Origin of the sequence: Staphylococcus cohnii species complex 1663, from assembly GCF_041008415.1 — a bacterium.
Taxonomy (GTDB): Bacteria; Bacillota; Bacilli; order Staphylococcales; family Staphylococcaceae; genus Staphylococcus; species Staphylococcus ureilyticus.
The window spans coordinates 179624-206428 of record NZ_JBFDVL010000004.1 but is presented as its reverse complement, the minus strand read 5'-3'; the positions used below and the strand labels follow the sequence as shown (position 1 = coordinate 206428).

Below are 26805 nucleotides of genomic sequence, written 5' to 3'. Positions count from 1 at the left end.
AATTTTATACTTCGTTCTAAAGACCTAGTGTCTTCTTTTAAAAAGAGTGGTACAATTTAATAGAATTTAAAACATGTATAATTTTAAGGGCACTAAATATTAATTTTAATATACGTATGTCACTTTATATAGATATGGAGGTATAATATGTTTTTAGATAAAACTGAAACGTTTGTTTTAAACATCAGTGGTTTAAATAAACGTCATATCCGCAAAAATTTGTTAAAACTTTTGAAACAAGTCCACTTTTGTAAATCGTTCAAATTTACTATTTTCAAAAAAAATCATTTATATGCTTTAGAAGTGAATTTACCTAAGCAACAACTACCATATTTGATTAGTTTTCTTAGCTTCCACAATTATTTAATCTATCAAATTTTAGAAAATAATCATGCACAAGACCTACTAGACTTGGATCATTTACTATTATCATCTAAGCGTTTCGAAATCGCTGTTGACGGCCTTCATGATGCATTTATTAAAGACAAAGTTATCGACATTATGAATTTACTCAATCACACTGAAACAATTGTTTATACCTTCAATCGAAATACCATCAACGTTTCTTGTTCGCCTACAGTATTCTCTAAATTAATTCACGCTATCGCAACACACAACATTGATGTTTACAGTGCTACCTACCAACCACGTTTAATGCATAAAACGAGAATTTCTTAAAAACATTAATGTACGACATCACTCACATATACAGTAAAATTGATTTAGCTACCATTTCACGATATTTAATCAACATAAATCATGTATACAAGAATCTAGCATCCAATCATAAACGTCTATGCTTATTGTAATTGTATAGAAATGACGTTTTTTTATGTGGACACTTATAAACAAAATAGAATGTAAGACCCATCTTCGCGCCGTGTATACCATGTCTACTAACAAGCATGCAAAAATTAATTGATGCGTTATTGATAAAAAATTGGACTAATCCATTAATGATTATCATATGGATTAGTCCTTTTTTGTGCATAAGTTTTATATGCAATCTGGTTATTATTTAGTTTTTTCTTCAAATACTAAATTTTCAAATGCTTCTCTGACTTGAGGTACAGACATACCTACTACGACTTGCACATTTTTCCCACTTTTCACTAAGCCATGTGCCATTTGTTTATGCGTAAAGTAATCACTATCCTCAACTTTATTGACATCATTCACTGTCAATCTTAAACGTGTCGTACAATTTGTAACGTCTTTAATATTTTCTTTGCCACCTAGACCTTCTAAATAATAGATTGCTTTAGCTTCAAACTCGTTTGCTGACTCAGTTTTTTTAGCAACTTGTGCTTTACCGTCTTTATTTTTATAGTCATCTTTATTATATAATTTCATATCCTTATCGTCTTTTTTACGTCCAGGAAGTGGAATATTAAATTTTATAATTAAAAACTTGAACAAGAAGAAATAAATCGCTGTAAAACCGAAACCTATTGCAATTTGAATAATATAAGTTAACCAGTGATTTTGGGCTAAAGGTATCCAATTCGTAGCAAAGAAATCTAATAATCCTCCACCAAAGTTACCTACTAATCCGAAACCATACATTAACGTATCCATCGTTGCTGCTAAAATTGCATGTAAAACGAATAAATAAGGTGCAATAAATAAAAATGTAAACTCTAATGGTTCAGTGATGCCTACAACAATCGCTGTCAATGTTGCTGGAATTAGTAATGCTGCAATTTTCTTTCTATTTTCTTTTGGAGTCGTTGCATACATTGCTAAAGCAATACCAATTGAACCAAAGACTTTTCCGTTACCTTGTAACATAAAGCCATATGGGAATAATTCTTTTAATGGTTCTTTACTTTTAGCAAATTCATTTACATGTTCGAACCATTCTGCTTTCAATCCATGATTCACAACAACAGGACCTACTTCTATTGGTGCATATATAAAGTGATGTAATCCAGTTGGTATCAATACTCTTTCTAAAAAATGATACAACCACACACCTATATAACCCGAGCCAATAATAAATCCTTGCAGTGAAGAAATACCATTTTGTACCGTTGGCCATATGATGCAAGTAATTAAAGCAATTGGCAACATGACAAAAAATGAAATCGTTACTACAAATGTCAAACCTTGAAATACACCAAGCATTTCAGGTAATTTTTTACTATAATATCTATTATGTATCCATGTGACAATGCTTGAAATAATAATACCGCCTAGGATATTCGTGTCTAATGTTTCTATACCAGCAATCGCTTTTAATCCCGTTACATTTTCTACACCCTTTTCTAAATTTGCTCCGAATGTATGCGGCCATTGCGTTAATATGGCATTGATAAAGGTATTAAACATTAAGTATCCCATTAATGCTGACAGTGCTGCATGTCCAGGTGCTTTTTTAGCTAAAGATAATGGCAAGCCAACAACAAATACCACTTCCATGTGATTAAATATTGTCCAACCACCAGACTCTATCACTGACCATATTTTGAACCAATTTGTACCTTCTTCAGCAATACTCCCCATTATTGAAGGATTTTTAAATAATGTTGCTAAACCGAGTACAATACCAAAAAATGCAAACATCAATACAGGTACAATCATTGCACTTCCAAATCGCTTTATAGCATTCATATAAAGTTCCCCTTTTCTAAATTTCCAAAATAATTCACTTATGATAATTGAATATCTCTCTATTCAAATGATTATGGATCAATTTACCATCGATTTTATAGTAAACGCTTACATCAGAACAATAGTTTGACGCCATTACGAACAATTTTGTACAATAAGATTATATTTTCAAAACTTGAAAATATTTTCAAAATTCTGAGGTGATAACGTTGCTTTTAGATGAACGCATAAATAACAATTTTAATAAATTAAATGAAAACGACCTACAAATCGCTCATTTTATAAACACACATATATCAGATTGTAAAACAATGAAAATCCAAGATTTAGCGGCTTATACACATGCATCAAATGCAAGTATTCATCGTTTTACTCGTAAGCTCGGCTTTGATGGCTACAGTGATTTTAAATCATACTTAAAATTTGAATCTGAACAAGTCCATCAATTACCTTCTGACTCTATGAACGCTTTTAAACAAGAAATTGAAAATACCTTCACTTATTTGGAGCGTATCGATTACGACTTAGTTACTGACAAAATATATCAAGCCGAAACGGTATATTTATATGGCACAGGTTTAGCTCAAATGAATGTTGCGCAAGAAGCTCAAAGAATTTTATTGACCATACATAAAAATATTATTGTATTACATGATGTACATGAATTTAAAATGGTGTTAAATAAAGCTTCTGATAATGATTTGTTTTTTATTATTTCTTTATCCGGCGAGACCGATCACTTATCCGATATAACGAATTTACTGCAACTGCGTCAAAAGTATTTCATTTCTATTACTACGCTTCAAGACAACACCTTGGCTCAAAAGGCAAATTATAATATCTACGTATCAAGTAACACTTTTTATTTAACAAACGGCATTGATTATTCCAGCTTTATCAGCTACCATATTTTTTTTGAAACGGTACTACGTAAATTTAATGAGCGTATACAATACGGTCAATTCACACAAAATAATTAACATATCAAATAAAAGAAAGCTGGACAAATTAATTGTCTCAGCCTCTTAGTCAACATCTCAATTTATTACACAAGTGGGACTGATACATGAGCTTCTGCCCAAATATGCCTGAGTCCCACTTTTAATTTATTGAGTTAGGTTGTAATGATTTTTTATTGTTCCTCTTCATATTCTTCTAGTGTTGTTTGCAGCTTATCAAATAACATTTCAAAACCATGCGCAGTAGAATCATGATATTCCTTTTTCTTTTGCTTATACTCTAATGATGTCAATCTGCGTTCCCTAGGTACATAAGCTGTATAATTAAAAATCATTTGGGTTATGCCTGGTTCTCTTTCAAACATCTCTACTTCAATTGTATCTTCAGAGTCACTTAATTCAGGCATCCCTATCGTCATTACAATATATTCATTTGGGTTCAAAGTAACGTAAGAACCCTTCACTATATTTTCTTTCCCTTTACGAACATCAATAATTTCATAGCTTCCGTTTTGTACAGCGTCTATCTCTATTGATTTATTCGTTCGTTCAGTTGTCATAAACCATTGTTTAAGAAATCGTTGCTCAGTCCAAGCTTGATATACTAATTCAGGTTCAACTTTAAACAGTCTTTCCAACTGAATTTCTACGTTTTCATTTTCCACATTATATCTAGCCATGATTGTTCACCTACTTTCACTCTTATAACTATTCTAACTCATTATACTAGACTTCTAAACAATAATACTATGAAATTCAACTTTCCTTTATATCCCCTTTAAAAGTGATAACCTATTTATTCTATCGTTATTAATCAGTAAACGTCAAAATTTTCCCTTTTTTAATACTATCTTACTTCTTAAAAAAGAGGACAAACAGTCTATATCAAATAATATAAACTGTTGCCCTTTCTTTTAATCAACTTTTTTATTTTAATCTTGGTAATCTAAAGAAAATTGCAATTAGGCCACAAACACCTAGAATGATCGGATAAATTGAATACGGCATTAATGAAACTGGTGAGATAGACGCAACGCCTGCTGCTGCTATAACTTGCGGACTATAAGGTAATAAACCTTGGAAACAGCTCGCAAATATATCTAAAACACTTGCAGATTTCCTAGGATCAATCTCGTATTCATCTGCAATATCTTTAGCTAAGGGGCCTGCCATTAATATAGAAATTGTATTATTGGCAGTCGAAATATCCGCAGCACTCACAAGTCCCGCTATACCTAATTCTGCACCGCGTTTTGATTTAACCCTATTGCGTACAAAATTTAATAGCCAAGTGATACCACCATTATGTTGTATCAATGCTACAAGTCCGCCAATTAAAAGTGCAATAATCGCAATATCCTCCATACCAACAATTCCTTTGGAGATTGAACTAAGCAAGCCTGACCAGTTGAATGATCCATCAACCAGTCCAATAATCGCAGATAATACGGTACCACCAATCAACACTATAATTACATTTATACCTGCCAGTGCTAAAATCAGTACCAATAAGTATGGAATAACTTTAATAAAGTTATAGTCATATGATTTCGTAGTATCTATCTGAGCACCATGCGTTAAAAACCAAAGTACTATAACAGTAAATAGCGCACCTGGTAATACAATCTTTATGTTCACCTTAAACTTATCGCTCATTTTAGTTTTTTGAGTACGAACAGCGGCAATTGTAGTATCCGAAATCATTGATAAATTATCACCAAACATTGCGCCACCAACGACAGTAGCCATTGTTATCGCTGCAGATACATCCGTCGCCTGACTCAAACCAAAACCAACCGGCGCTATAGCTGCAACTGTACCGACTGAAGTACCCATTGAAAGTGATACAAACATACAAATGATAAATAAACCGACGATAATTAAGTTTTCTGGAATAAAGGATAGTCCTAAATTTACCGTCGACTTGACTCCCCCCATATCTTCTGTAGTTTGAGAAAATGCACCCGCAAGTAGAAATATTAACATCATCAAAATAATATTTGAATGTCCAGCGCCTTTAGTAAATACATCTACTTTTTTAGAAAATGTTTCTTTTTTATTTATCAACAAACCCACAATGGATGCGATAATAATTGCAACATTGAGTGGCATTATTGAAAAGTCACCAGTAATAACGCCCACACCTAAAAATATACCTACAAAAATGATTAATGGCACAAGCGCCCATGCGTTACCTTTTTTATTTTCCGTCATACAAAACCAACTTTCTTTATCATTACTTTTTTAGTCAATCATTCATTTTGCTTACCATAAAAAATAAAAAACTCTTTTCTCATAGAAGAAAAGAGTAAATCGATACATCTTTAATCTTATCTTCTAGCACACTTTATGCTACTGGAATTGGCACACGCATTACCATGTTGCCGAAGTTTCAATGGGCCAGTCCCTCCACTTCTCTAGATAAGCTATTTTATTTATTTTATAACAGTACACTATTCATGCCACTTCGTCAATTATATAATCATAATATGAAATGATATTTTACTTCAAAGGTTATTCCGTTGGCCGAACAATCGTAAATGTATCACCAATCGTGGCATAATCATTTCCAGCTAAACGGCACACGGCTTCTAGTGCCTGTGCATTAATCTTACTGTCTTCAAAATACACGTTTTCATTAATATGAAACATCACGACTTCTCCAATGATTAGATCTGACCCCTCATCAGTATCTCCTAATGATATAATCCGTTCTAATTTACATTCCATACGTATTTTCGCCTGTTCAATACCAGGTACAGTTATCAGTTCTGAGTCGACAAGGGTTAACGCTGTTCGTTCTAATTCATTTTCAGTACGATCCAATGGTGCAGCTGTACGGTTAATTTGCTCCACGTTTGTTTCATCAGTGATATGTACTACAAAATTTTCAGTCTCTTCAATATTAAGTGAAGTGTCTTTACGTTTACCTTCTGAGCGTCCTGTAGAAATCATAATCATCGGTGGTGCACTGTTCACCACGTTAAAAAAACTGAACGGTGCCGCATTTAACTTACCATTTTTATCTTGAGATGTCACAAAGGCTATTGGCCTAGGTATGACACTTCCACTCAATAATTTATAGTTTTGTCTTTTAGACAATTCACTTGCTTTAAAATGTTTCACAAAAATTCACTTTCCTTTCATAAATAAAAAGTGGCTATGTCAAAATGTAAGTGCATAACTGTTCATTTAAGCACGAATCACTTTGAAATAGCCATCTATCAAATTAATCTAATTGTGTACCACCTGTAACCCCGTATACTTGGCCAGTAGTGTAACTTGATTCATCAGCTGCTAAATGAACATAAACGCCTGCTAATTCTACAGGTTGACCTGCTCTGCCAAGCACTTCTTTTTGTCCAAATGTTGGGATTTTGGATTGTGGTTGTCCACCTGATATTTGAAGTGGTGACCAAAATGGTCCTGGTGCAACACAGTTAACACGGATGCCTTTAGCTCCTAGTTCTTCAGACAAACTTTTAGTTAGCGATATGATTGCAGCTTTTGATGCAGCATAATCATGTAAAATTGGACTTGGGTTATAACCTTGTACAGATGACGTTGTCGTAATTGTAGCACCTGGTTCAAGATAATCAATCGCTTTTTGTACAGTCCAAAATATTGGATACACATTCGTTTCAAAGGTTTCAGTAAATGACGCTGTATCGAAGCCCTTTAGTGTATCTCTATATTGTTGATGTCCAGCTACGAGTGTAACATTGTCTAATCCACCTAACGCGTGATATGCACGTTCTACTAACTCATAATTGAATTGTTCATTGCGTAAATCACCCGGTATTAGCACAGCTTGTTGTCCTGCCGATGTAATAACTTCTTCTACTTCTTCAGCATCTTCTTGTTCTGATGGCAAGTAATTGATTGCAACATCAGCACCTTCTTTAGCATACGCAATAGCTGCTGCTCTACCAATAGCTGAATCTCCACCTGTTACTAACATCTTTAAACCTTTCAATCTACCATAACCGGTATAAGAAGTTTCTCCACAATCTGGTTTAGGGTTCAGATCTTTTTGTAAACCTGGAACGGGTTGCTCTTGTTTTGGAAAATCTGCATTTGAATATTTCTTTCTAGGATCTTGAGACGCCATGCTTAATCCTCCTCAAAAAATAATGGTTGTAATTATTTTTTACCCAAATTAAATCGCCCATAACACAAGATTATATTTTTAAGCTTCGTTCAATAATTTCTGTACAAATGTTACAAAGTAATCTGGTACTTTTTCTAAAATGCGTTCATCGGGATCATATTTGGGGTGATGTAAATCATAGTCACTATTAGATCCAATAAAAACAAATACACTTGGATACTTGTTGGCAAACCCAGAAAAATCTTCACCAATAGTTAATGGCTGTTCCATTATATTCACATTGTAACCTACTTGTTTAGCAACGTTAATTGCATCGTCTGTTAATTTTTCGTCATTGATTACTGCGCCTGGTAATCGTATATATTGTGTTTCAATTTCAACATCAAATACTTCTGCCAATCCACTCCCAATTTCTCTCAATCTCTTCTCAATGAATGTGCGAATACCTTCATCAAAACTTCTCACTGTACCTTGTACATAAGCTTGATCTGCAATAACATTCCATGTATTACCACAAGATACTTCTCCAATCGTTACGACTGCATTATCAAAAGCAGATAAATTTCTGCTGACGATGGATTGAACACTATTGATTAATTGACCTAACACGATGACTGGATCATTCCCTTGTTCAGGCTTTGCTGCATGTGCACCTTTACCCTTAATTTTAAATTCAAAGCGATCTACAGAGGATGTCACGGCACCAGATTTCACTGCCAATGTACCTATATCCATAGTAGGATAATTATGATAACCAAGCACAGCTTTTGTACCATCAATGGCACCTGTCTCAGCTAATTTAACAGCACCATAGCCCAGCTCTTCGGCAGGTTGAAAAATAAAACGTACTCTACCTTTTAATTGATCTTCAATTTCTTTTAATTTTGTAGCTGTTGCTAAAATACTTGCCATATGGATATCATGGCCACAAGCATGCATAATACCTTCATTAGTTGATGTAAATTCATGTACAACTTCTTCATTAATTGGCAAAGCATCTATATCCGATCGAACAGCAATAAACGTATCTCCTTGACCTACTTCAGCAATCAAACCAGTTTCCAACGGTATATCTAAAATTTTAATTTCATAACTTTCTAAAATACGTCTTAATCGTTTCGTTGTTTCATATTCATCATCAGACAATTCTGGAAACTGATGAAATGTACGTCTCCATTTTACAAAGTCTTCATATTGTGGCATGACACGTCACGTCCTTTCTAAATTTATAAAACGTTTAAAAATATAATATAGTATTGTTACAATCACAACGCCGAGCGCTAAATTATTAGAGATTAAAATAAGCACCATCGTAAGTATTACCATGAATCCATTTACTAAAGGTGACTTACGTATAAAGGGTATTGTTCGTCTATCAAATGTATTCAATGAAATTGTAATAAGCACGGTAGCTAAAACAGCCATTGGAATATGGCCTATAATTTCACCAAAAACAAATAAACTTACCAGTAAAAAACTACCGGTAACAAAAGTTGAAACTCTAGAGTTCGCACCCATTGTTACATTAAAACGCGATTGACCAACAAGCGCACTTCCACCATAACCGCCAAATAATCCTACTACTAAATTAGCTATGCCTTGACCTATTGATTCACGATTTTTATCACTAGTCGTAGCTGTTACTTCATCCATCATTCTTGCTGTTAAAGTCGTTTGAACGATTGCAACAATAGCCATCATCAAACCATAAAACAATGTAATTAGGAGAAAGTTAACATTTAATATTTCAATAGGGATAGTTGGATAAGGTAGTTTAATATGTATTGAAGACAAATCGTGCACATATTTTATATCAGGTTTTAATACCCACGAAAATATTGTCAGTATAATGATGGATATCAATGGTGCAGGTATAATTTTGATATGTTGAGCGCCCAACCAAATAATAAAAAATGACATGATTGCAACGATATAAGTTGCCATAGAAATACCTAAAATATTCTTTAGCTGAGATGTAAATAATAATATACCCAGTGCATTCATAAATCCAATTACAACACCGACAGGTATCAATTCTAACCATTTATTAATTTGAAAATACCCAAATAAAATTTGGATGATACCCATAAATAACGTTGCTGAAATGACAGCTTGCATCCCATGACTTGCAGCTAAAGGTGCTACGACTAAAGATACACCACTACTTGGTGCTGATACCATCAAGGTTCTATTTCCAGTCAAGCTAAGTACAAGCATCATTAAACCAGTACTTAACATACCGATTGTTGGATTCACGCCTGCTATAAATGAAAAAGCAATTGCACCAGGTAACAATGCAAGTGCAAGTAATACACCTGAAAGTGTATTCTGTACTATGTTACCTTTCCATTGTTCAATATACCCAGCATTACTCACACCATACTCACCCCCAAGCCCCTTTAATTACTATACTATCATAATTGTCAAAATATTTTATTAACTTAATTTTTTGCACTTCTAAATTTCTATTTTTAGAAAACTTGAATAAAAAAAATAAGAATAGAGCGAGGACAAATCAACATTTTTGATTCCATTCCTCACCCTATTCATCTCTAATAATCTTATTTTTAATTTTAATTACAGTTTCTCTATTAAAGTTTTACACGATTATCAAAGAGCACTTTACCATCTTTAATAACTCTTTCTGCATGATTAATACCATAATGATATGGAATATATTCATGATTAGGTGCATCCCAAATTACAATATTTGCTTTATCTCCCTCATTGATGGTACCTGCATCAACGTCAATTGCTTTAGCTGCATTGACTGTCACTGCATTCCAAATTTCATTTGGAGATAACTTTAATTTTAACGCTGCAATAGACATCACCAATTGTAAATTATTAGTCACACAACTACCTGGATTGAAGTCAGTAGCTATCGCAATAGCGCCATCGTTATCTAGCATACCTCTTGCATCTGCATAACCTTCCTTATCAAGATAAAAAGTTGTCCCTGGTAATAATACTGCAACAGTATCACTATCTTTCAATTTTTGTTTACCTTCTTCACTAGATGCAACTAAATGATCCGCAGAGATAGCATTTTCATCAATTGCAAGTTCTAAACCACCTAATGGATCGATTTCATCTGCATGAATTTTAACATCAAAGCCTTGTTTTTTAGCTGCTTCCATGTAAGATTTAGATTCTTCCACAGTAAACACGCCTGTTTCACAGAAAATATCGGCAAAATCAGCATATGGTTTAACTTCCGGCAATAAATCTATCATTTCTTGTAAGAAAGCTTGGTTAGACTCCGCATCTTTAGGCACAGCATGTGGCCCAAGGAAGGTATGTTTCATGTCTAAATTATATTTTTTTGCTAATCGATTTGAAACACGCAATTGTTTAAGTTCATTTTCTTTATCCAATCCATAACCACTCTTACTTTCAACCGCTAAGACACCGTGTTGTAACATGGTTAATAGATTTTTTTCCGCTTTTTCAAAAAGTTCGTCTTCCGTCGCTTGACGTGTGGCTTCTACAGTAGAAAGTATACCGCCACCTTGTTCAAGTATTTCTAAATAAGACACACCTTGACGCTTGAGTGACATCTCATGTTCACGTGAGCCACCATGTACAAGATGCGTATGTGCTTCTACCAAGGCAGGTGAAACGACTTTTCCTGAAGCATCTATTATTTCTTTTGCATCATATGCATCAGAATGTTCACCCGCATAAACAATCTTGCCATTTTTCACAACTACTGTACCTTTTTCAACAATATTTAAATCATTTAATTCTTTTCCTTTTAAAGGACGTTCGGTAGCTTTCGGTAAAATTAATTGTTTAATATTTTGAATGATTAAGTCGTTCATTTTTTATCTCCTTTTCTTGTAATCATTGGAATGTGAATGCCTTTTTCATTTGCTACATTAATTGCTGATTCATAACCTGCATCAGCATGTCTTACTACTCCCATACCCGGATCCGTAGTTAATACACGTCCTAAACGTTTATCTGCTCTTTCTGAACCATCAGCAACTACTACCATGCCTGCATGTAATGAATAACCCATACCAACACCACCGCCATGATGGAATGAAATCCAAGATCCACCTGCAGCAGTATTGATTAATGCATTTAAAATAGCCCAATCTCCTACAGCATCTGAACCATCTTTCATACCTTCAGTCTCACGATTAGGACTGGCTACTGAACCTGAATCTAAATGGTCGCGACCAATTACAATCGGTGCAGAAATTTCACCTTCACGCACAAGTCTATTTAACGCTAGACCCATTTTCGCACGTTCTCCATAACCTAACCACGCAATTCTTGAAGGCAATCCTTGAAACGCAATTTTCTCCTGTGCTAAATCTAACCAACGAATAAGTTTTTCATTTTCAGGGAACAACTTTCTCATTTCTTCATCAGCACGTTCAATATCCTTAGGATCCCCACTTAATGCTGCAAATCTAAATGGTCCCTTTCCTTCGCAAAATAGCGGTCTAATATATGCCGGTACAAACCCAGGGAAATCAAAAGCATTTTTTAAGCCATCATTATATGCGACCTGTCTTATGTTATTTCCATAATCAAAAGCGACCGCACCCTGTTTTTGAAATTCTAACATTAGTGATACATGCTTATGCATTGAGGATTGCGATTCTTTCACGTATTGTTTTGGATCTTTATTACGAAGTGCACTTGCCTCTTCTAAAGAATACCCTTGTGGCACATAACCATTTAAAGGATCGTGGGCACTCGTTTGATCCGTAATAATATCAATTTTAAATCCTTTATCTAAAATTGCTTGATGTACATCGACCGCATTACCGACCAAGCCAATAGATAATGGCTTGCCTTGTTTGCGTGCATCTTCCGCTAACGTTAATGCTTCGTCTAAATCTCGTGTTTTCACATCACAGTAACGTGTATCAATACGCTTATCAATGCGTGTTTCATCTACATCAACTCCGATGACAACTCCACCATTCATCGTAACTGCCAATGGTTGTGCACCACCCATGCCACCAAGACCAGCAGTTAATGTAATCGTACCATTTAATTTGCCATTAAAATGTTGATTAGCTAGTTCACCGAATGTCTCATATGTACCTTGAACGATACCTTGTGAACCTATGTAAATCCAACTACCCGCAGTCATTTGTCCATACATCATTAAACCTTTTTGATCTAATTCATTAAAATGATCCCAGTTTGCCCATTCAGGTACTAATACAGAATTTGAAAGTAATACACGTGGTGCCTCTTCATGTGTTTTAAATACAGCAACTGGTTTGCCTGATTGAACTAACATCGTTTCATCAGCTTCTAATGAACGCAGTGTGGATTCAATTGCTTCGAATGCTTCCCAGTTTCGAGCTGCTTTACCTATGCCACCATAGACAACCAAATCTTCGGGTCTTTCTGCAACTTCAGGATCTAAATTATTATATAGCATTCGTAATACTGCTTCTTGTTCCCAACCTTTACATTCAATCTCTAAACCTTTTTTTGCTTTAATATTTCTCATGAACAATCTCTCCTTCATCGATTTTAAATTCAACCTTTGTTTTGATATTTAAAATATCCATAATGCAAATGGAATTGTAATCAGTAGTGTGAGTACTACTCTTTCAAACCAAATAATCACAAGTTTTCCTATCGATATTTTAATTTCAGTAGATAATATGACCGGAACAACGCTTGAGAAAAAGATAATCGCTGAAACACTCATGACCGCTACTGTAAATCTTGTTGCTAAATCTGCTGATTGTGCAATCGCAGCTGGTAATAACATTTCAACAATTGAAATCGTTGAAGCCTGTGCTAATACCCCTACATTTTCTACTGGAAAAATGCTGATAAATGGATAAAAGATGTAAGATATATATTCGATTACTGGTGTGAATTCTGCGATTACTAATCCTAGAAAACCAATTGACATGATAGAAGGTAAAATTGCTATAGTCATTACGACACCATCTCTCAAATTTTCAAATACATTGTCAATTAATGACTTAGACTGTTTCACAGCTAATTTTGCTTCTAACCAAGACTCTTTTAACAATGGCATGTTTCTGCGAATCTCTTCTTGATATGGTTGGTCTTTATATGTCGTATGCTTTTCAAATCTGATAGGTGGGAGTTGTACGGTAATAGCAGTAACAATAAATGTCACTGCGAGTGTAAACCAAAAATATAAATTCCAATGCTGAATAATACCTAGTGTGTTAGCTACAATAATCATAAACGTAGCGGAAACCGTAGAGAACCCTGTCGCTACAACTACTGCTTCTTTATGTGTGTAACTACCACTCTTGTAGACTTTGTTTGTTATCAGTAAGCCTATTGAATAACTACCAACAAATGATGCTACTGCATCGACCGCTGACTTTCCTGGTGTCTTAAATATCGGTCGCATTATCGGACGACAAATCACACCGATAAACTCTAACAATCCAAAACCTACTAAAAATGATAAAAAAATCGCTCCTATGGGAATTAAAACACTTAATGGTATGGCTAACTTTTCATATAAAAATGGTCCAATACTTTCTTTTAAAACAAAAGCAGGCCCTATATTGAAAACAACCATGAAAGCGATGAATACCCCTACTACTTTGAATAAGCTAAAAATAATATTTGTTTTCGATTCATTCCACCTTTGATTGAGAAATGGATGAATTGCACCAATAATAATTAAAATCAATACATAATATGGTAAAACTGGTTTCACTATTAGCGTAATCCATTGCACAATATGATCAATCATAATGGTTGATTGACCTTGTATAGTCACAGGAACGAAGAAAAATATAATACCAATCAAGCTATAAATGAAAAATCTCCACATGTACTTCACGCCCCTAACATGAAAGTACGACTCCCTCTATATCTAAAAGTATAATATGTTATTATATAGACTACCAATATCAATAAACTAATTATTAATAGTTTCAAACTATAAATACGCAAATATATAGGAGTGACATTCAGATGAAAATTGTTCAATTAGAATATTTTATTGCTGTCGTTAAATATAATAGTTTTACAAAGGCAGCAGATTTTTTGCATATAAGCCAACCCTCTTTAACTAATACAATAAAAAAAATAGAAGCTGATTTAGGTTATGATTTATTTTTAAGAACGACCAAGGATATCAAAATTACTGAAAAAGGTATTCATTTTTATAATTACGCAATTCAGCTCGTACAAAGTTATCATCAAACGCTAGAAAAAATGTATGATTTAAAAATGGGACATGCACCTAAAATCAAATTTTCTATTCTTGAATCATCAAATCAATGGATATCACAAGTAGTTGCTATGCATCAAAAAGAATATGCAGATCAAACGTATCACGCTTCAGAAGTACATGATCAGAGCACGATATTAGAGCGTCTATTAAATTTTGAAAATCATTTAGGCTTAACCAATGAACAAATTATTCACGAGGATATACACTCTGTTCCTCTATATAAGGAATCTTATGTCCTCATAACACCTAAAAATACCTTTTCTAATAGCAAAAAGGTATCCATTAAATCTTTACCGCTCATTTTACCTACAAAAGGTTCCCAAGTACGTAAGCATTTGGATGACTATTTTAACCGATTAAATATTCACCCAAATATTATTATAGAGGCAGATCGCTTTGAAGCTTCAACGAATTTCGTTCATCGAGGATTAGGCTATGCCGTCATACCACGTGTCTATTACCAATCTTTTAATGCACGAGATTTAGATGCAATTGAAATTAAACCTACACTCAGTCGTACCATTTACATCAATTACCTAAAAAAAAGAAAGCACCCTGAACGAGTACTTTCTTTTATAGATTTATGCCTTTATTATTGGAATATTAAAGAATAAAATGATGTAAAAAATTAGCTGATAGCTTTGCAGTACGATTATCGACATCATATTTAGGGTTTGTTTCTGCAATGCTAATCGTAGAGACTTTGTCATTTGGGATAATGCGTTTGGCAAGTTCAAGGACAATATGTGGGAACAAACCTAATACTGCGTTAGCACTTACACCTGGTGCGTATGCGCTATCTATAACATCCATACATATTGTGAACATAATAACGTCATGATTGTGTATAAATCGTTCTACCTTATCTTTTACAGGAGGAGATATTTGATGCAATAATTCCTCAGCATAAACAAAACCGATTTCTTTTTCTTCCGCATAATCAAATAGGCCTTGTGTATTACCGCCTTGTTGTATACCTAATACCAAATAATCTGCTTGATTATCTTGATCTAAAATTTGCCTAAAGCTCGTTCCAGAGGTAGACTGTGACTCTGCTCTGGTATCAAAATGTGCATCGATATTAATGATACCTAAAGAAGCATCAGGATAAACTTCTCTTATACCTAAATACTGGGCATATGCGATATCATGTCCACCACCCAATAAAAACGTCTGTTTATGCCTTTGTATTGATGTCGCAACATATTTTGCGAATTCTTTTTGGGTGTCTTCTAAGTCATCATGATCATGTTCTACATTACCATAGTCATATATCTTGCAGTCACTCAACACAGGTAGATTGGCAAATGCTTTCTTAATTGCGTCGGGACCTTCTTTAGCACCTAATCTCCCTTTGTTCAATTCAACACCCCTGTCAACTGCGTAACCTAATAATCCCACACCTTGGCGTGTCTCATGATAGTCATCTTTGATATTTCTAAAATTCACAGTTTGAAAATGTCTAAATTGAGACTTATCTGATTCGCTATCGACTCTACCTGTCCAGAAATCACGCTGTGCTAATTTATACATAATTCTCCTCCTTTTAAAACAATGTCTCATTTAAAAGTATACGCTTACATTGAATTCAATTCAATTTATGCTTTTATTTACCCAAAATTTATCTACTTAATTTTATCAAATGACAATAAATTATTTCATTTAGATGTTAGTTTTGGCATTACTATTACATTTCAATGATAAATACCTAAATTTAATTTATTTCTGATTAATAAATATGTATAATTAGTGATAAATGATTTTCTGAACCCTATTGGAGGTTACATAATGAATAAACAACGTATATCAGGTTTTCAATGGGCAATAATGATTTTTATTTTCTATATTATTGCTTATGCAGCTCCTATTATACTGAAAGACTTACAAAGTACTATTTCACTTAAGACTTTTGTCTTTGACTTAAGTGCTATAGCGCCATTTATCGCTGCGCTTGTTTGTATTATCGTTTTTAGTAAACGTAAGACGCAGTTATCTGGTTTAAAACTAACAATAGATTTAAAAGTGATTGAACGTATTTTACTAGCATTTATTTTACCTTTAATCATTTTCCTGATTGCTATGATAAGTTTTAATATCTTTGCGGATAGTTTTGTATTATTACAAACAGAAGATTTATCTGTTTCAATTACTGCAATTATACTTGGACAACTAGTGATGGCATTCTTAATAGAATTTGGTTTCCGTTCTTATTTACAAAATATTATAGAAACGAAAATGAACACATTCTTTGCATCGATTATTGTTGGTTTATTATATTCCATTTGGAATATAAATATGGCCTTTAGTCTTGAATATACTTTATATGGTTTATTATATACATTTGCATTTTCCATGATTATCGGTGAGTTAATTCGTGCTACAAAAGGTCGCACGATATTTATCGCAACGATATTCCATGCAGCAATGTCATTTGGTCTTGTTTTCTTATTCAATGAAGAACTTGGCAGTGTTTTTGCAATGAAAGTAATTGCACTATCCACATCAGCTGTAGCAGTCGTTTACATTTTATTAAGTATTATTATTCGAGCAATACTTTATTTCTTTACTAAACGTAGTTTAGATGAAGTTGATAGCAATAATTATTTAGATCATGTAAGTGAAGATTCAGAAACTGCTCAAGCAGATGATAGTAATGAAGATACACTCGAATCTGATAATTCAACAACAAATGTACATACACATAGTGGAGACAGTGAGCACAGTGAAACTGCTACATCTCAAACTGAAAGAGCAACAGACAATCATGTCAATTCACATGATGCTGACTCAAAACCATCGACTGAACATGTGAATGACACAGACACTGAGAAGGATCACCGACAAACACAGCACGATGACAGCCAAAACAATATTATTGATGAAAACACGCCACAAACTATAGAGAACAACGATGTCCAAGATGAACGTCAACATGTTGAGACACAGGTAAATGGCGCCGTTGAAAATTCTACTGAAAAAGCACAGGTGGAGACATCATCACCAAAACATGATGATTCTAGTACTTCTGAGCCAACCATACAACAACAAAATAAAAAACGACAACGATCACCTTTTAAACTTAAAAACAAACATGATCATCGACGCTAATTAACAAAAAGCAGGTTACGCTAATCGTATATTCAGATACAATGAATAAACTTCATGTCTATCTTAATTTATACCGTTAGTTAACCTGCTTTTATTATATTTTGAGTTATGATTTATTTAAAATTTCAACGCCTTTTTGCTTTCCTATAATGACTTGATCTGTAACATCAAGAAAATATCCAGTTTCTAAAACACCTACTAAATGAATTAAAAATTCATGCATAGCATAAGGATCGATAGATGAATTCAATGTAACATCAAGGATGTAATTGCCATTATCAGTTATAAATGGGACATCATCCACCATTCGGCGCATCACTTTTAAATTATCGTAAGCTACTATTTTTTTAGAAACTAATAACCAATTAAATTTATCTACTTCTACAGGTAAATTAAAAGTTTGACCTAAGTATGATACACACTTAGATTCATCTACTAAAACAATAAACTTTTCCGCCATGGCATCAATCACTTTTTCTCTAAATAATGCCCCGCCGCCACCTTTAATTAAATTCAAATTGTTGTCTACTTCGTCTGCACCATCAATGGCAACGTCAATTTTTTCTACATCATTGACATCCACTACTCGAATACCTAATTCTTTTGCGATATAAGCAGTTTTATTAGAGGTGCATACACCTGTAATATCAATCTGTTCATGGTCCAACTTCTCAGCTAGTTTTGGGACAAGCAACTCTATTGTTGAACCAGAACCAATGCCCACAACCATACCGTCACTGATTTGGCTTAACGCTTCATTAAATGTACTAATTTTTAACTGTTTCGTATCCATAATGCGTCCCCTTTACATAACTTACTCTCACCTTTATTGTACATGAGATTGAAAAAAATACATAGTTAAAAAATATGTATAAATTTTAAATTAATATATCTTCTTGCATAATTAAACAGCTAGTTTACAATAATAATACATCACCAACTAGGAGGATTGTCATGATTTATCATTTAAAAGCGATTGCTACAGGAAAAATAGAAGATTTACCTTATAGTACTAAAAGACCAATGCGTTCAGCACTTAACAAAACACTTTTCACCGGTAAGATGTGGCTTTCAAAAACCGGTTTTTCTGAAGATGAACAAGAATACAAAGGACATGGCGGGCCCAATAAGGCTGTATGTTTATATAGCGAAAAAAATTACGATCTATGGAAAGATGATGTCACAGATTTACCAGAATATGCAATGTTTGGCGAGAACTTAACGGTCAAAGACTTAGATGAAAAAGATTTGCATTTTGGAGATCAATTTCAATTAGGTGAAGCGATTATCGAAGTTTCAGAGATAAGAGAGCCTTGTTGGAAAATACAAGAAAAGTATAAAATTCCTAATCTTATTAAACGCATGTCCAGTTCATGTAAAACTGGTTGTTACTTTAGAGTAGTTAAGGAAGGCTTTGTTTACGATTCGTCTCATCTTCAGCTCATAAAATTCGGGGAACATGATTCTCTTTTATCTGTATTCGAACTTAATGATATTTATTACAATGACAATAAAAATGTCGTGCGCTTGGCATATGCTTTGAAAAATCCATATTTAACTGAAGAAAGACGACGTAAATTAGAAAAATATCTAAAACGCGCTCAAAAATAAACATTACAATATGGGTAAATATCCTAAACTAATGGCTCAAAAAAAAAGATTCTTATACAACAAGAATCTTTAAAAATGATATATTGATATAACTCAGGTTAAGTAACTGACCAAAAATGGTATTAATATAACTGCACTTACCTGAGTTTGTCTACTTAATCTATTTTCTGTAATACATTATTATAAATTGCTACTTACTTATCCATAAGTGGTGTTTGCTTACTTTATATTAATTCAAAACACTTGATACACGCGCAATGATATCATTCTACTTCTTCGCAAGTTTTTTCAGCAATTTTATATGATGTCTTAGAATAAAATGGCTGATTCGCTTCTAAAATTGATGGCGCATCTTCTCCATACAAATTAATATCATTAGGTATGCATTGTGTTTCTAACGTAAATCCTGAATGTGCTTTATAAATATTGAAATCACTTTCCCATTCCGTAGTATCATTAAATGTAAATATCACGACATTGGGCATATCAGTTTCAACAGTCAGTTGAAAATGTTTATTTTCAACTGTCATACCTTGCTCTCCAATCTGAAACGGATGATCTAGACCACCATAACGTTTCATTTGTGATTGAATGTCATGATGCTCACTATTAAAAATATCTTTAAATTGAATGTGATTGCGTGCAAAAACATGTTCTAAATTTAGTGGCTTTTGTTTTGTCACAAAATGATCGTTATCTAATAAATGCATTTTTAATGTTGAACTTGAAATACTATGGTTATCGATAACATTATTATCTCTGTTCAAATTAAAGTAAACATGATTCATAGGATTAAAAATTGTTTTTTCGGTAGTAACGGCTTTATACTCAATTGTCCATTTGTGATCAACGTCATAAGTATGTATCACCTCTAAATCGATATTTCCTGGAAAATAATCATCTGATTGTTGAATTGTAGTGGAAAACACAATTTTCACTTGTCCTACTTGTTCAAATATTTCATAATTAAAATAACATTTATCAATACCATTAAAACCACCGTGAATATTATTTTCACCATCATTCGTATCTAATCGATACGTTGTACCATCCAAATGAAATTCTGCATTTGCAATTCGTCCACCATAACGGCCTACAGTAGCACCAAAATAAAAAGGATTTTGTTGATAGAATTCATCCGCTTCTACCACATTACCTAATACAATATTGTTATCATCATATTTCCATGACACGATACGAGCGCCATAGTTTGTGAAAACAATCTTAGTTGCTTCATTGTCTATCTTAATTAAATCAATACCATTACTTTGTCTTTCTACTTTTGCAAACATCATCAATTACTCCCTTTCAAACCAAACATATTATGATTCACTTAGACTTTCAGTTCTATCTTGAATAAAACTTCAAACAAATTGAATGTATCGAACCACAGTCATGAACACCATCTTTGTTTTATAAAACAAGACATAGGAGTCCTGGTAGTTCTAAAATTCATTGCTTTTAAAGTGAATGAGACAACATTTAAAAATGAGCTAAGGTCAATACGCACTCAATATCTCCCCAAATTATTGAGCAAAATACTTCATCCACTAAAATTTAAAATTCCAAAATAGCTTACTACTCCCCTTAGTAAATATCTTACTTATCTATAGTGTAACAACTTAACTAATTCATTATCTATACTAATTATTCATTCTATCAAATATTATTTAAAATTGTGATATTTTTTCTATTTTTTATAAATATGTTTTATTTGGCATATTCAACAAACTCGAGGACTCTATTTTACAATTCATACTTCATAAAAAAAGTAGGAGTGAAACCATTATGTTGTTTGAGTTTCATTCCCCTACTTATTATTATGATACTTTTAAAAGTTATTTGTTCATCTATAACTCATTTCTATAATCGTTAACATATGTTAATTTTTTCCGAAAACACGTTTCATAGATTTAAACAGACCTTTATCAAAACTTAAGATGGTATCTTTATAACTTCTTACTGCAATGTAAAGCAAGATAAATATGGTTACTATTGATAGACTCATACTTATTACAATTTCCCAAGTAGCTACATCAGGTGTTGATGCACGTAAAAACATGATAAAGGGAGATAATAAAGGAATAAAACTTGTAATCCTTATGATAGTCGTGTCAGGGTTTATAACACCAAACATTGCCGTATATAATGCAATGATACTAATCAACGTCATTGGCATAAGTGATTGATTAATGTCTTCGATACGTGAAGTAATCGATCCCAAAATAGCTGCCAATATAATATAGGAAAGTATACCTAAAATCAGCGATAGTATACCAACGATGATTAATTGTACTGTTAGATCATTCGGCTGTACATCAAATCCTTTAAGCATATCTCCAATATCAAATAACAGTACACTTATAATACCTACTACAATGAAAATACTAATTTGTGTTAATGCCACAGCAATGACGCCACACAATTTAGCAAGTATGTGTGTTACTGGTGATATGCTTGTAATAATCATTTCAATGACACGTGACGTCTTCTCAGTTGCAATTTCCATCGCTACTTGATTGGCATAATTTATGATAATGAAAAACATGAGCATAATACCAGCATATACGATAATCGTATTAAATGTTTTTTGTGATTCACTTAAATGTGTGCCATTCGCACTATCTGAAAGCACTTGTGAGCTTACTTCACTTTGAGATTGCAATTGCTTTAGCTCATCTTCAGATAGGTTCAAACTAGATGCCACAAGTTTGGTTTGGATAGTTGATAAAGTAGTTTGTAATTTTTGTTCATCTGTTTTCGAAACGGTATCCTTACTTAATATTTCACCAGTCAATTTATGATTATCATGTAATTGAATGACATACGCTTTATCTAACTTTTCATTTTTCACTTGTTGATGTGCTTGTGATTCTGTCATTTTTTTAAATTTCGCATCACTATCAAGATGGTCACTTTGTGCTTTAACCCCTTTATATATTGAGTCTTGATTGACTACGATACCAATCTTATCAGGCCCATTATCAAATAGATCAACGATTTTATTAATATTAGCTGCCGCCAACATTAATACAACGACAATTGCTGTGAAAATCATAAATGATTTTGTTTTAACTTTACTTTTATACGTAAGTGAAAAAGTAGCCCAAAATTTATCCATTTACCTCACCTACTTTATCTATAAAAATCTCATTTAATGTTGGTTCTATTACTTGAAATCTTTTTACAAAACCATACTGCACAACGATATGATATATTTCCTCTGCAATAGATTCGTCTTCTATTAATGCTCGTATTTCCCTCTTATTGCGTTCCACTTGGATAACCCCATTGATATCATCTATTTCTGGCATCGCTTGATTGGTTTCAATGATTACGCTTTTATTGCCGTGATTTGCTTTCACTTCACCAATCGGCCCTGAAACAACAAGTTCACCTTTATTCAAAATACAAACATCATCACAAAGCTCTTCTACATGCTCCATCCTATGAGAACTATAAATAATCGTCGTTCCTGCATCATTTAAATCTTTTACGGCTGATTTTAATAATTCAACATTAACTGGGTCTAAACCACTAAAAGGTTCATCCAAGATTAATAACTCTGGATTATGTAACATACTTGCTAATAGTTGTATTTTTTGTTGGTTCCCTTTAGATAATGATTCAATTTTCTTGTCCCTATTTTCTTCAATATCAAAACGATTTAACCAATAATCAATCGCTTTAGTTATTTCCTTGGATTTCATCCCTTTTAATGTAGCTAAGTATCTTAACTCATCGACCACTTTCATTTTTGGATGTAATCCTCGTTCTTCAGGCAAATATCCAATTTTATCATATATTGATTGGTCGATTGCTTTATCTTTATACAAAATTTGTCCTTCAGTAATCGGCGTCAACCCAAGTATCATTCTAAATGTTGTTGTCTTTCCTGCACCATTACGTCCTAAAAAACCTAGCATGTTTCCTTGTTCTAAATTTATCGAAATATCATTAACTGCTGTAAAATCCTTATATTTTTTTGTAACATTTGCTATTTTTAAGGACATGACAAGATTCCCTCCCTTAAAGTCTGTTAAGTATATATTGATAATAACATTTCACACCTTAAATATACATTTCAAATTGTCTTATATATAGAAGTTCTCATTTTGGTTCTTTCCAATGTTACAGCATGAGTCACAGCAATGATAGGTACAAATGTAGATGATGCTTTTTCAACGCTACAATATTTTAGATAATGTATTAGGAATACATTATCTAAATTTATCTTATTTAAATGAATAAACTTTATAAAAACCCAAGTATCACGAAGCATATTAACAGCCTAACTCGTATACTTGGGTTTATTTTAATTATTGTTCTCTATACATGTCATCAATCTTAGTATATTGATTTGCATATTTATGGCTCGGACCATATTTATTTGTTTTGCGTTCACTATCCAAACAACTAACGACTAACGCATAAATACCAAAACCTATATAGAATGCGTACATCAATACGATGAAAATTATACTTGCAATATGATTCAAATCTGAATCTAATACAGCTATGATTAAAAATATGATGTAAGAAAATACTGTAATGCCTAAATAAATAAGCGGTAATAACATTGTTCTACCTGTATCATGAAACCTTCTAATAAATATTGCCCAATTAGGTATCAGCGTAGCCAAACCGTACACAACGAAATATATTAAACTGATGATAAGAAAAACTACGCTTATCATAATGACTGTTTCAGATTGAGAAGCAGCAGCGCTTATTAATGCAACCAAAGCAATAAAATATACAACGAACGCTGGTACTAGAAAAATTAAATGCCATAAAACCATATACCAATATTCACTTCTGCGTGCACGGCCCTTGAAGTTAAAATAATTTTTCCAAAATAGTTTTAATGCTTCTCCAAACCCAATTTTTCTTTCCAAATTGCTCCCCCCGTTTCAAGTTCATTTGATATAATGTTTATTTAACTTTAATATAGTCATTGATACTTTAACTACACTTTTTAATTTTTAGTAAACTTATAAGGTTATTCTACCAAAATTTACACATGGTTGTAACACAATTTTACAATTTAATAAAAAAGTTTGAAAAACATTTAATTTCTAAAACTATTATATGGAGGATTAGTAAATGGATTTTTTACAGCGAGATACAGTCACTATCGCCAAAGATTTATTAGGCGTACGTGTCATTTTCGAAGATGAATTACATACGTTTACAGGATACATTGTTGAAACTGAAGCATATGTTGGAAAAAAAGATCAAGCTGCTCACGGATTTAATGGCAAACGCACACCCAAAGTAGAATCTTTATATAAACTGGGTGGCACAATTTATGCGCATGTGATGCATACCCATCTACTTATCAACTTTGTAACGCAATTAGAAGGTGTACCTGAAGGTGTACTGATACGTGCTGTTGAACCAGAAGAGAATATTGAAGCAATGCGCTTAAATAGAAACAAAGACGGCTTTGAATTAACAAATGGCCCTGGAAAATGGACTAAAGCATTTAATATACCAAGACATCTGGATGGTTCACGATTAAATGAAGGCCATCTAAAAATAGATACTAAAAACCGTAAATACCCTAAACATATCGAGGAAACACCGAGAATTGGTATCCCCAATAAAGGTGAATGGACACAAAAACCACTTCGTTTTATCGTTAAAGGCAATCCGTACGTTTCCAGAATATCAAAACGTTCTACGGTACCGCCACAGGATACATGGCGTTAAAAAAGGAAACAGAGCTTTATATTTAATATATGCTCTGTTTCCTAAAATATTATTAAACTATTTGAATTATAATCGCTCATTTTAAATGCTCGTCTATGATATATGTTTTACTTTTCTACGCATTACCACAAACAAACTAAAAATTATTTAGAAAGTTTTTTATCTTTATCAAGTAAACCGAATTGTATCGTAATAACAGTACAAACAACAAATATCACAGGATAAAATGTGTATTTTAAAACTTCTATATAAGAAACATCACCATACTGTTCAACCATTAACATACCACTATCATGTGGCAACACCATTAAGGCACAACAAGCAAATATATCTAATAAGCTTGCCATTCGTTTAGGCGGTACCTTATATTCATCTCCAATTTCTTTAGCGATAGGCGCAGAAATTAAAATAGCTAACGTGTTATGTGATAAAGCAGCAGAAAGCACACCAGACATTAAACTAATCACATATTCCGCACTTTTACGGCCTTTTGCTTTCTCTTTCATTGTCTTAATGATCCAATCAATACCACCATAATATCGGATTAACGCCACCAGTCCTGATACTAAAAACGCCACAAGAAAAATAAGGAACATACTTTCCATACCTTCACCTATAGCTTTCGTAAACTGAAATATTCCCAAATTACCTTGAGCCTGACCAATGATACCTGCCATTATAATGCCAATGATTAGCACTAAAATCACATCTAGACCTGCGATTGCTGCTACAAGTACAAATAGATACGGCAGTATATTGATAAAGTTAAAACTTAAATCACCTTCTACTTTACCCGTTCCACCCACAACTGCATATATCATTGCAGTAATAAGTGCAGCAGGTAGTGCAATCAATACATTCATCTTAAATTTATCTTTCATTTTAGCACCGACACCATTTGTTGCTGCAATTGTCGTATCTGAAATAATGGATAAATTATCACCAAAATACGCACCAGCAATCACAGCGGCACCAGCTGCTGCAACATTTAAATCCGCAGCTTGCGCTACAGCAACACCTACAGGAATAAATGCAGCTTGTGCCCCCGTAGAAGTACCTAAGGTTAGTGCAGCAAAACCGCTCATAATAAATATCCCAGGTATAAGCAGACTTGGTGGGATTACAGTAAGTCCCATATTCACCATTGCTGTTTTACCGCCCATTTCCGATGTCACCGTAGAAAAAGCGCCTGCTAATAATAGAATTAGACCTAGATTAACAATACCGGAGTTACCTGCATGCTCTGTAAATATTTCAACTTTTTTAGTGAACTTTGTTTTTCTATCATAGCATGTCCAAGCAATAATGATGCCAATAAAAATAGCAACATGTCTTGGTAATTGATCAAAAGCATCTTCCTTACCCATTATGGTAAAAGTAATACCTACACCAATGTATAACCCTAAAAATATGACTAATGGCAGAAGTGCTAAAAAACCATATTGCTTATCACTTCTATTAAATTCCTGCATAAC

23 protein-coding genes and 1 riboswitch are annotated in these 26805 nt (G+C 33.3%); of the genes, 6 read left to right on the top strand and 17 right to left on the bottom strand.

Translation table 11 applies throughout. The features are described 5' to 3' along the window. Positions 1 to 147: 147 nt before the first annotated feature. Positions 148 to 678: a hypothetical protein gene (locus tag AB1J10_RS06435; protein ID WP_046208496.1), complete on the top strand. Its 531-nt coding sequence runs from the start codon at positions 148 to 150 to the stop codon at positions 676 to 678. Between the two features lie 336 nt (positions 679 to 1014). Here AB1J10_RS06435 and AB1J10_RS06430 read toward each other — a convergent pair whose 3' ends face one another. Further along, positions 1015 to 2613 (bottom strand): alpha-glucoside-specific PTS transporter subunit IIBC, encoded by a 1599-nt coding sequence (locus AB1J10_RS06430; protein ID WP_064209353.1) that lies wholly within the window; start codon positions 2611 to 2613, stop codon positions 1015 to 1017. A 209-nt stretch (positions 2614 to 2822) separates the two neighbouring features. On the opposite strand from AB1J10_RS06430, the gene AB1J10_RS06425 reads away from it, so the two are divergent. Beyond that, positions 2823 to 3593: a MurR/RpiR family transcriptional regulator gene (locus tag AB1J10_RS06425; protein ID WP_046208498.1), complete on the top strand. Its 771-nt coding sequence runs from the start codon at positions 2823 to 2825 to the stop codon at positions 3591 to 3593. Positions 3594 to 3745: 152 nt separating this feature from the next. Here AB1J10_RS06425 and AB1J10_RS06420 read toward each other — a convergent pair whose 3' ends face one another. The 9 genes from AB1J10_RS06420 to AB1J10_RS06380 all read right to left on the bottom strand — a co-directional run bounded on the left by AB1J10_RS06420 (position 3746) and on the right by AB1J10_RS06380 (position 14491). Further along, positions 3746 to 4252, bottom strand: a complete 507-nt coding sequence (locus AB1J10_RS06420) for an SRPBCC family protein (protein WP_046208499.1) — start codon at positions 4250 to 4252, stop codon at positions 3746 to 3748. Positions 4253 to 4499: 247 nt separating this feature from the next. Next, entirely contained in the window at positions 4500 to 5786 is a 1287-nt protein-coding gene (locus tag AB1J10_RS06415) for a Na+/H+ antiporter NhaC family protein (RefSeq protein ID WP_064209352.1), read from the bottom strand. A gap of 113 nt (positions 5787 to 5899) precedes the next feature. Then, a riboswitch (SAM riboswitch) is annotated at positions 5900 to 6000 on the bottom strand. 86 nt (positions 6001 to 6086) lie between these two features. Next, complete coding sequence (locus AB1J10_RS06410; RefSeq protein WP_064209351.1) at positions 6087 to 6698, bottom strand: flavin reductase family protein; 612 nt, start codon at positions 6696 to 6698, stop codon at positions 6087 to 6089. A gap of 103 nt (positions 6699 to 6801) precedes the next feature. After that, complete coding sequence (locus AB1J10_RS06405; RefSeq protein WP_070037559.1) at positions 6802 to 7683, bottom strand: SDR family oxidoreductase; 882 nt, start codon at positions 7681 to 7683, stop codon at positions 6802 to 6804. Between the two features lie 78 nt (positions 7684 to 7761). Next, positions 7762 to 8886: an amidohydrolase gene (locus AB1J10_RS06400; RefSeq protein WP_107360035.1), complete on the bottom strand. Its 1125-nt coding sequence runs from the start codon at positions 8884 to 8886 to the stop codon at positions 7762 to 7764. Positions 8887 to 8892: 6 nt separating this feature from the next. Further along, entirely contained in the window at positions 8893 to 10059 is a 1167-nt protein-coding gene (locus AB1J10_RS06395; RefSeq protein ID WP_107365320.1) for a SulP family inorganic anion transporter, read from the bottom strand. Between the two features lie 215 nt (positions 10060 to 10274). Next, positions 10275 to 11507, bottom strand: coding sequence for an imidazolonepropionase (hutI, locus tag AB1J10_RS06390; protein WP_107365319.1), 1233 nt, complete (start codon positions 11505 to 11507; stop codon positions 10275 to 10277). Beyond that, complete coding sequence (gene hutU / locus AB1J10_RS06385; protein WP_046208506.1) at positions 11504 to 13168, bottom strand: urocanate hydratase; 1665 nt, start codon at positions 13166 to 13168, stop codon at positions 11504 to 11506. Before hutU ends, hutI begins: the two co-directional genes overlap by 4 nt. 48 nt (positions 13169 to 13216) lie before the next feature. Then, a complete protein-coding gene (locus tag AB1J10_RS06380; protein WP_046208507.1) occupies positions 13217 to 14491 on the bottom strand; it encodes a YjiH family protein in 1275 nt (424 codons plus the stop codon). A gap of 143 nt (positions 14492 to 14634) precedes the next feature. Here AB1J10_RS06380 and AB1J10_RS06375 point away from each other — a divergent pair, with 143 nt between their 5' ends. Then, positions 14635 to 15510 (top strand): LysR family transcriptional regulator, encoded by an 876-nt coding sequence (locus AB1J10_RS06375; protein WP_046208508.1) that lies wholly within the window; start codon positions 14635 to 14637, stop codon positions 15508 to 15510. On the opposite strand, the gene hutG is transcribed toward AB1J10_RS06375, so the two are convergent. After that, on the bottom strand, positions 15500 to 16429 hold the full coding sequence (gene hutG, locus AB1J10_RS06370; protein WP_046208509.1) for a formimidoylglutamase: 930 nt from the start codon (positions 16427 to 16429) through the stop codon (positions 15500 to 15502). The two genes, AB1J10_RS06375 and hutG, sit on opposite strands and share 11 nt — an antisense overlap. Positions 16430 to 16684: 255 nt before the next feature. Between hutG and AB1J10_RS06365 the strand changes: the two genes are divergently transcribed. Continuing rightward, on the top strand, positions 16685 to 18004 hold the full coding sequence (locus AB1J10_RS06365; RefSeq protein ID WP_107365318.1) for a CPBP family intramembrane glutamic endopeptidase: 1320 nt from the start codon (positions 16685 to 16687) through the stop codon (positions 18002 to 18004). 106 nt (positions 18005 to 18110) lie between these two features. Here AB1J10_RS06365 and AB1J10_RS06360 read toward each other — a convergent pair whose 3' ends face one another. Next, positions 18111 to 18800, bottom strand: coding sequence for a ribose 5-phosphate isomerase A (locus tag AB1J10_RS06360; RefSeq protein WP_046208511.1), 690 nt, complete (start codon positions 18798 to 18800; stop codon positions 18111 to 18113). Positions 18801 to 18958: 158 nt separating this feature from the next. On the opposite strand from AB1J10_RS06360, the gene AB1J10_RS06355 reads away from it, so the two are divergent. Then, positions 18959 to 19615, top strand: a complete 657-nt coding sequence (locus tag AB1J10_RS06355; protein ID WP_046208512.1) for an MOSC domain-containing protein — start codon at positions 18959 to 18961, stop codon at positions 19613 to 19615. Between the two features lie 263 nt (positions 19616 to 19878). Here AB1J10_RS06355 and AB1J10_RS06350 read toward each other — a convergent pair whose 3' ends face one another. The 4 genes from AB1J10_RS06350 to AB1J10_RS06335 all read right to left on the bottom strand — a co-directional run bounded on the left by AB1J10_RS06350 (position 19879) and on the right by AB1J10_RS06335 (position 24513). Beyond that, positions 19879 to 20907 (bottom strand): aldose epimerase family protein, encoded by a 1029-nt coding sequence (locus AB1J10_RS06350; RefSeq protein ID WP_192573685.1) that lies wholly within the window; start codon positions 20905 to 20907, stop codon positions 19879 to 19881. Positions 20908 to 21497: 590 nt separating this feature from the next. Next, complete coding sequence (locus AB1J10_RS06345) at positions 21498 to 22736, bottom strand: ABC transporter permease (protein WP_107365316.1); 1239 nt, start codon at positions 22734 to 22736, stop codon at positions 21498 to 21500. Beyond that, the gene (locus tag AB1J10_RS06340) at positions 22729 to 23628 is read right to left on the bottom strand and encodes an ABC transporter ATP-binding protein (RefSeq protein ID WP_073343950.1); all 900 of its coding nucleotides are present in this window, start codon (positions 23626 to 23628) and stop codon (positions 22729 to 22731) included. The genes AB1J10_RS06345 and AB1J10_RS06340 overlap by 8 nt, the downstream gene beginning before the upstream one ends. Positions 23629 to 23934: 306 nt before the next feature. Further along, complete coding sequence (locus AB1J10_RS06335; RefSeq protein ID WP_064209343.1) at positions 23935 to 24513, bottom strand: DUF805 domain-containing protein; 579 nt, start codon at positions 24511 to 24513, stop codon at positions 23935 to 23937. A gap of 208 nt (positions 24514 to 24721) precedes the next feature. Between AB1J10_RS06335 and AB1J10_RS06330 the strand changes: the two genes are divergently transcribed. Continuing rightward, positions 24722 to 25330: a DNA-3-methyladenine glycosylase gene (locus AB1J10_RS06330; RefSeq protein ID WP_046208518.1), complete on the top strand. Its 609-nt coding sequence runs from the start codon at positions 24722 to 24724 to the stop codon at positions 25328 to 25330. 143 nt (positions 25331 to 25473) lie between these two features. Here the strand turns inward: AB1J10_RS06330 and AB1J10_RS06325 are convergent, their stop codons facing one another. After that, complete coding sequence (locus tag AB1J10_RS06325; protein ID WP_107365315.1) at positions 25474 to 26802, bottom strand: Na+/H+ antiporter NhaC family protein; 1329 nt, start codon at positions 26800 to 26802, stop codon at positions 25474 to 25476. Positions 26803 to 26805 lie beyond the last annotated feature (3 nt).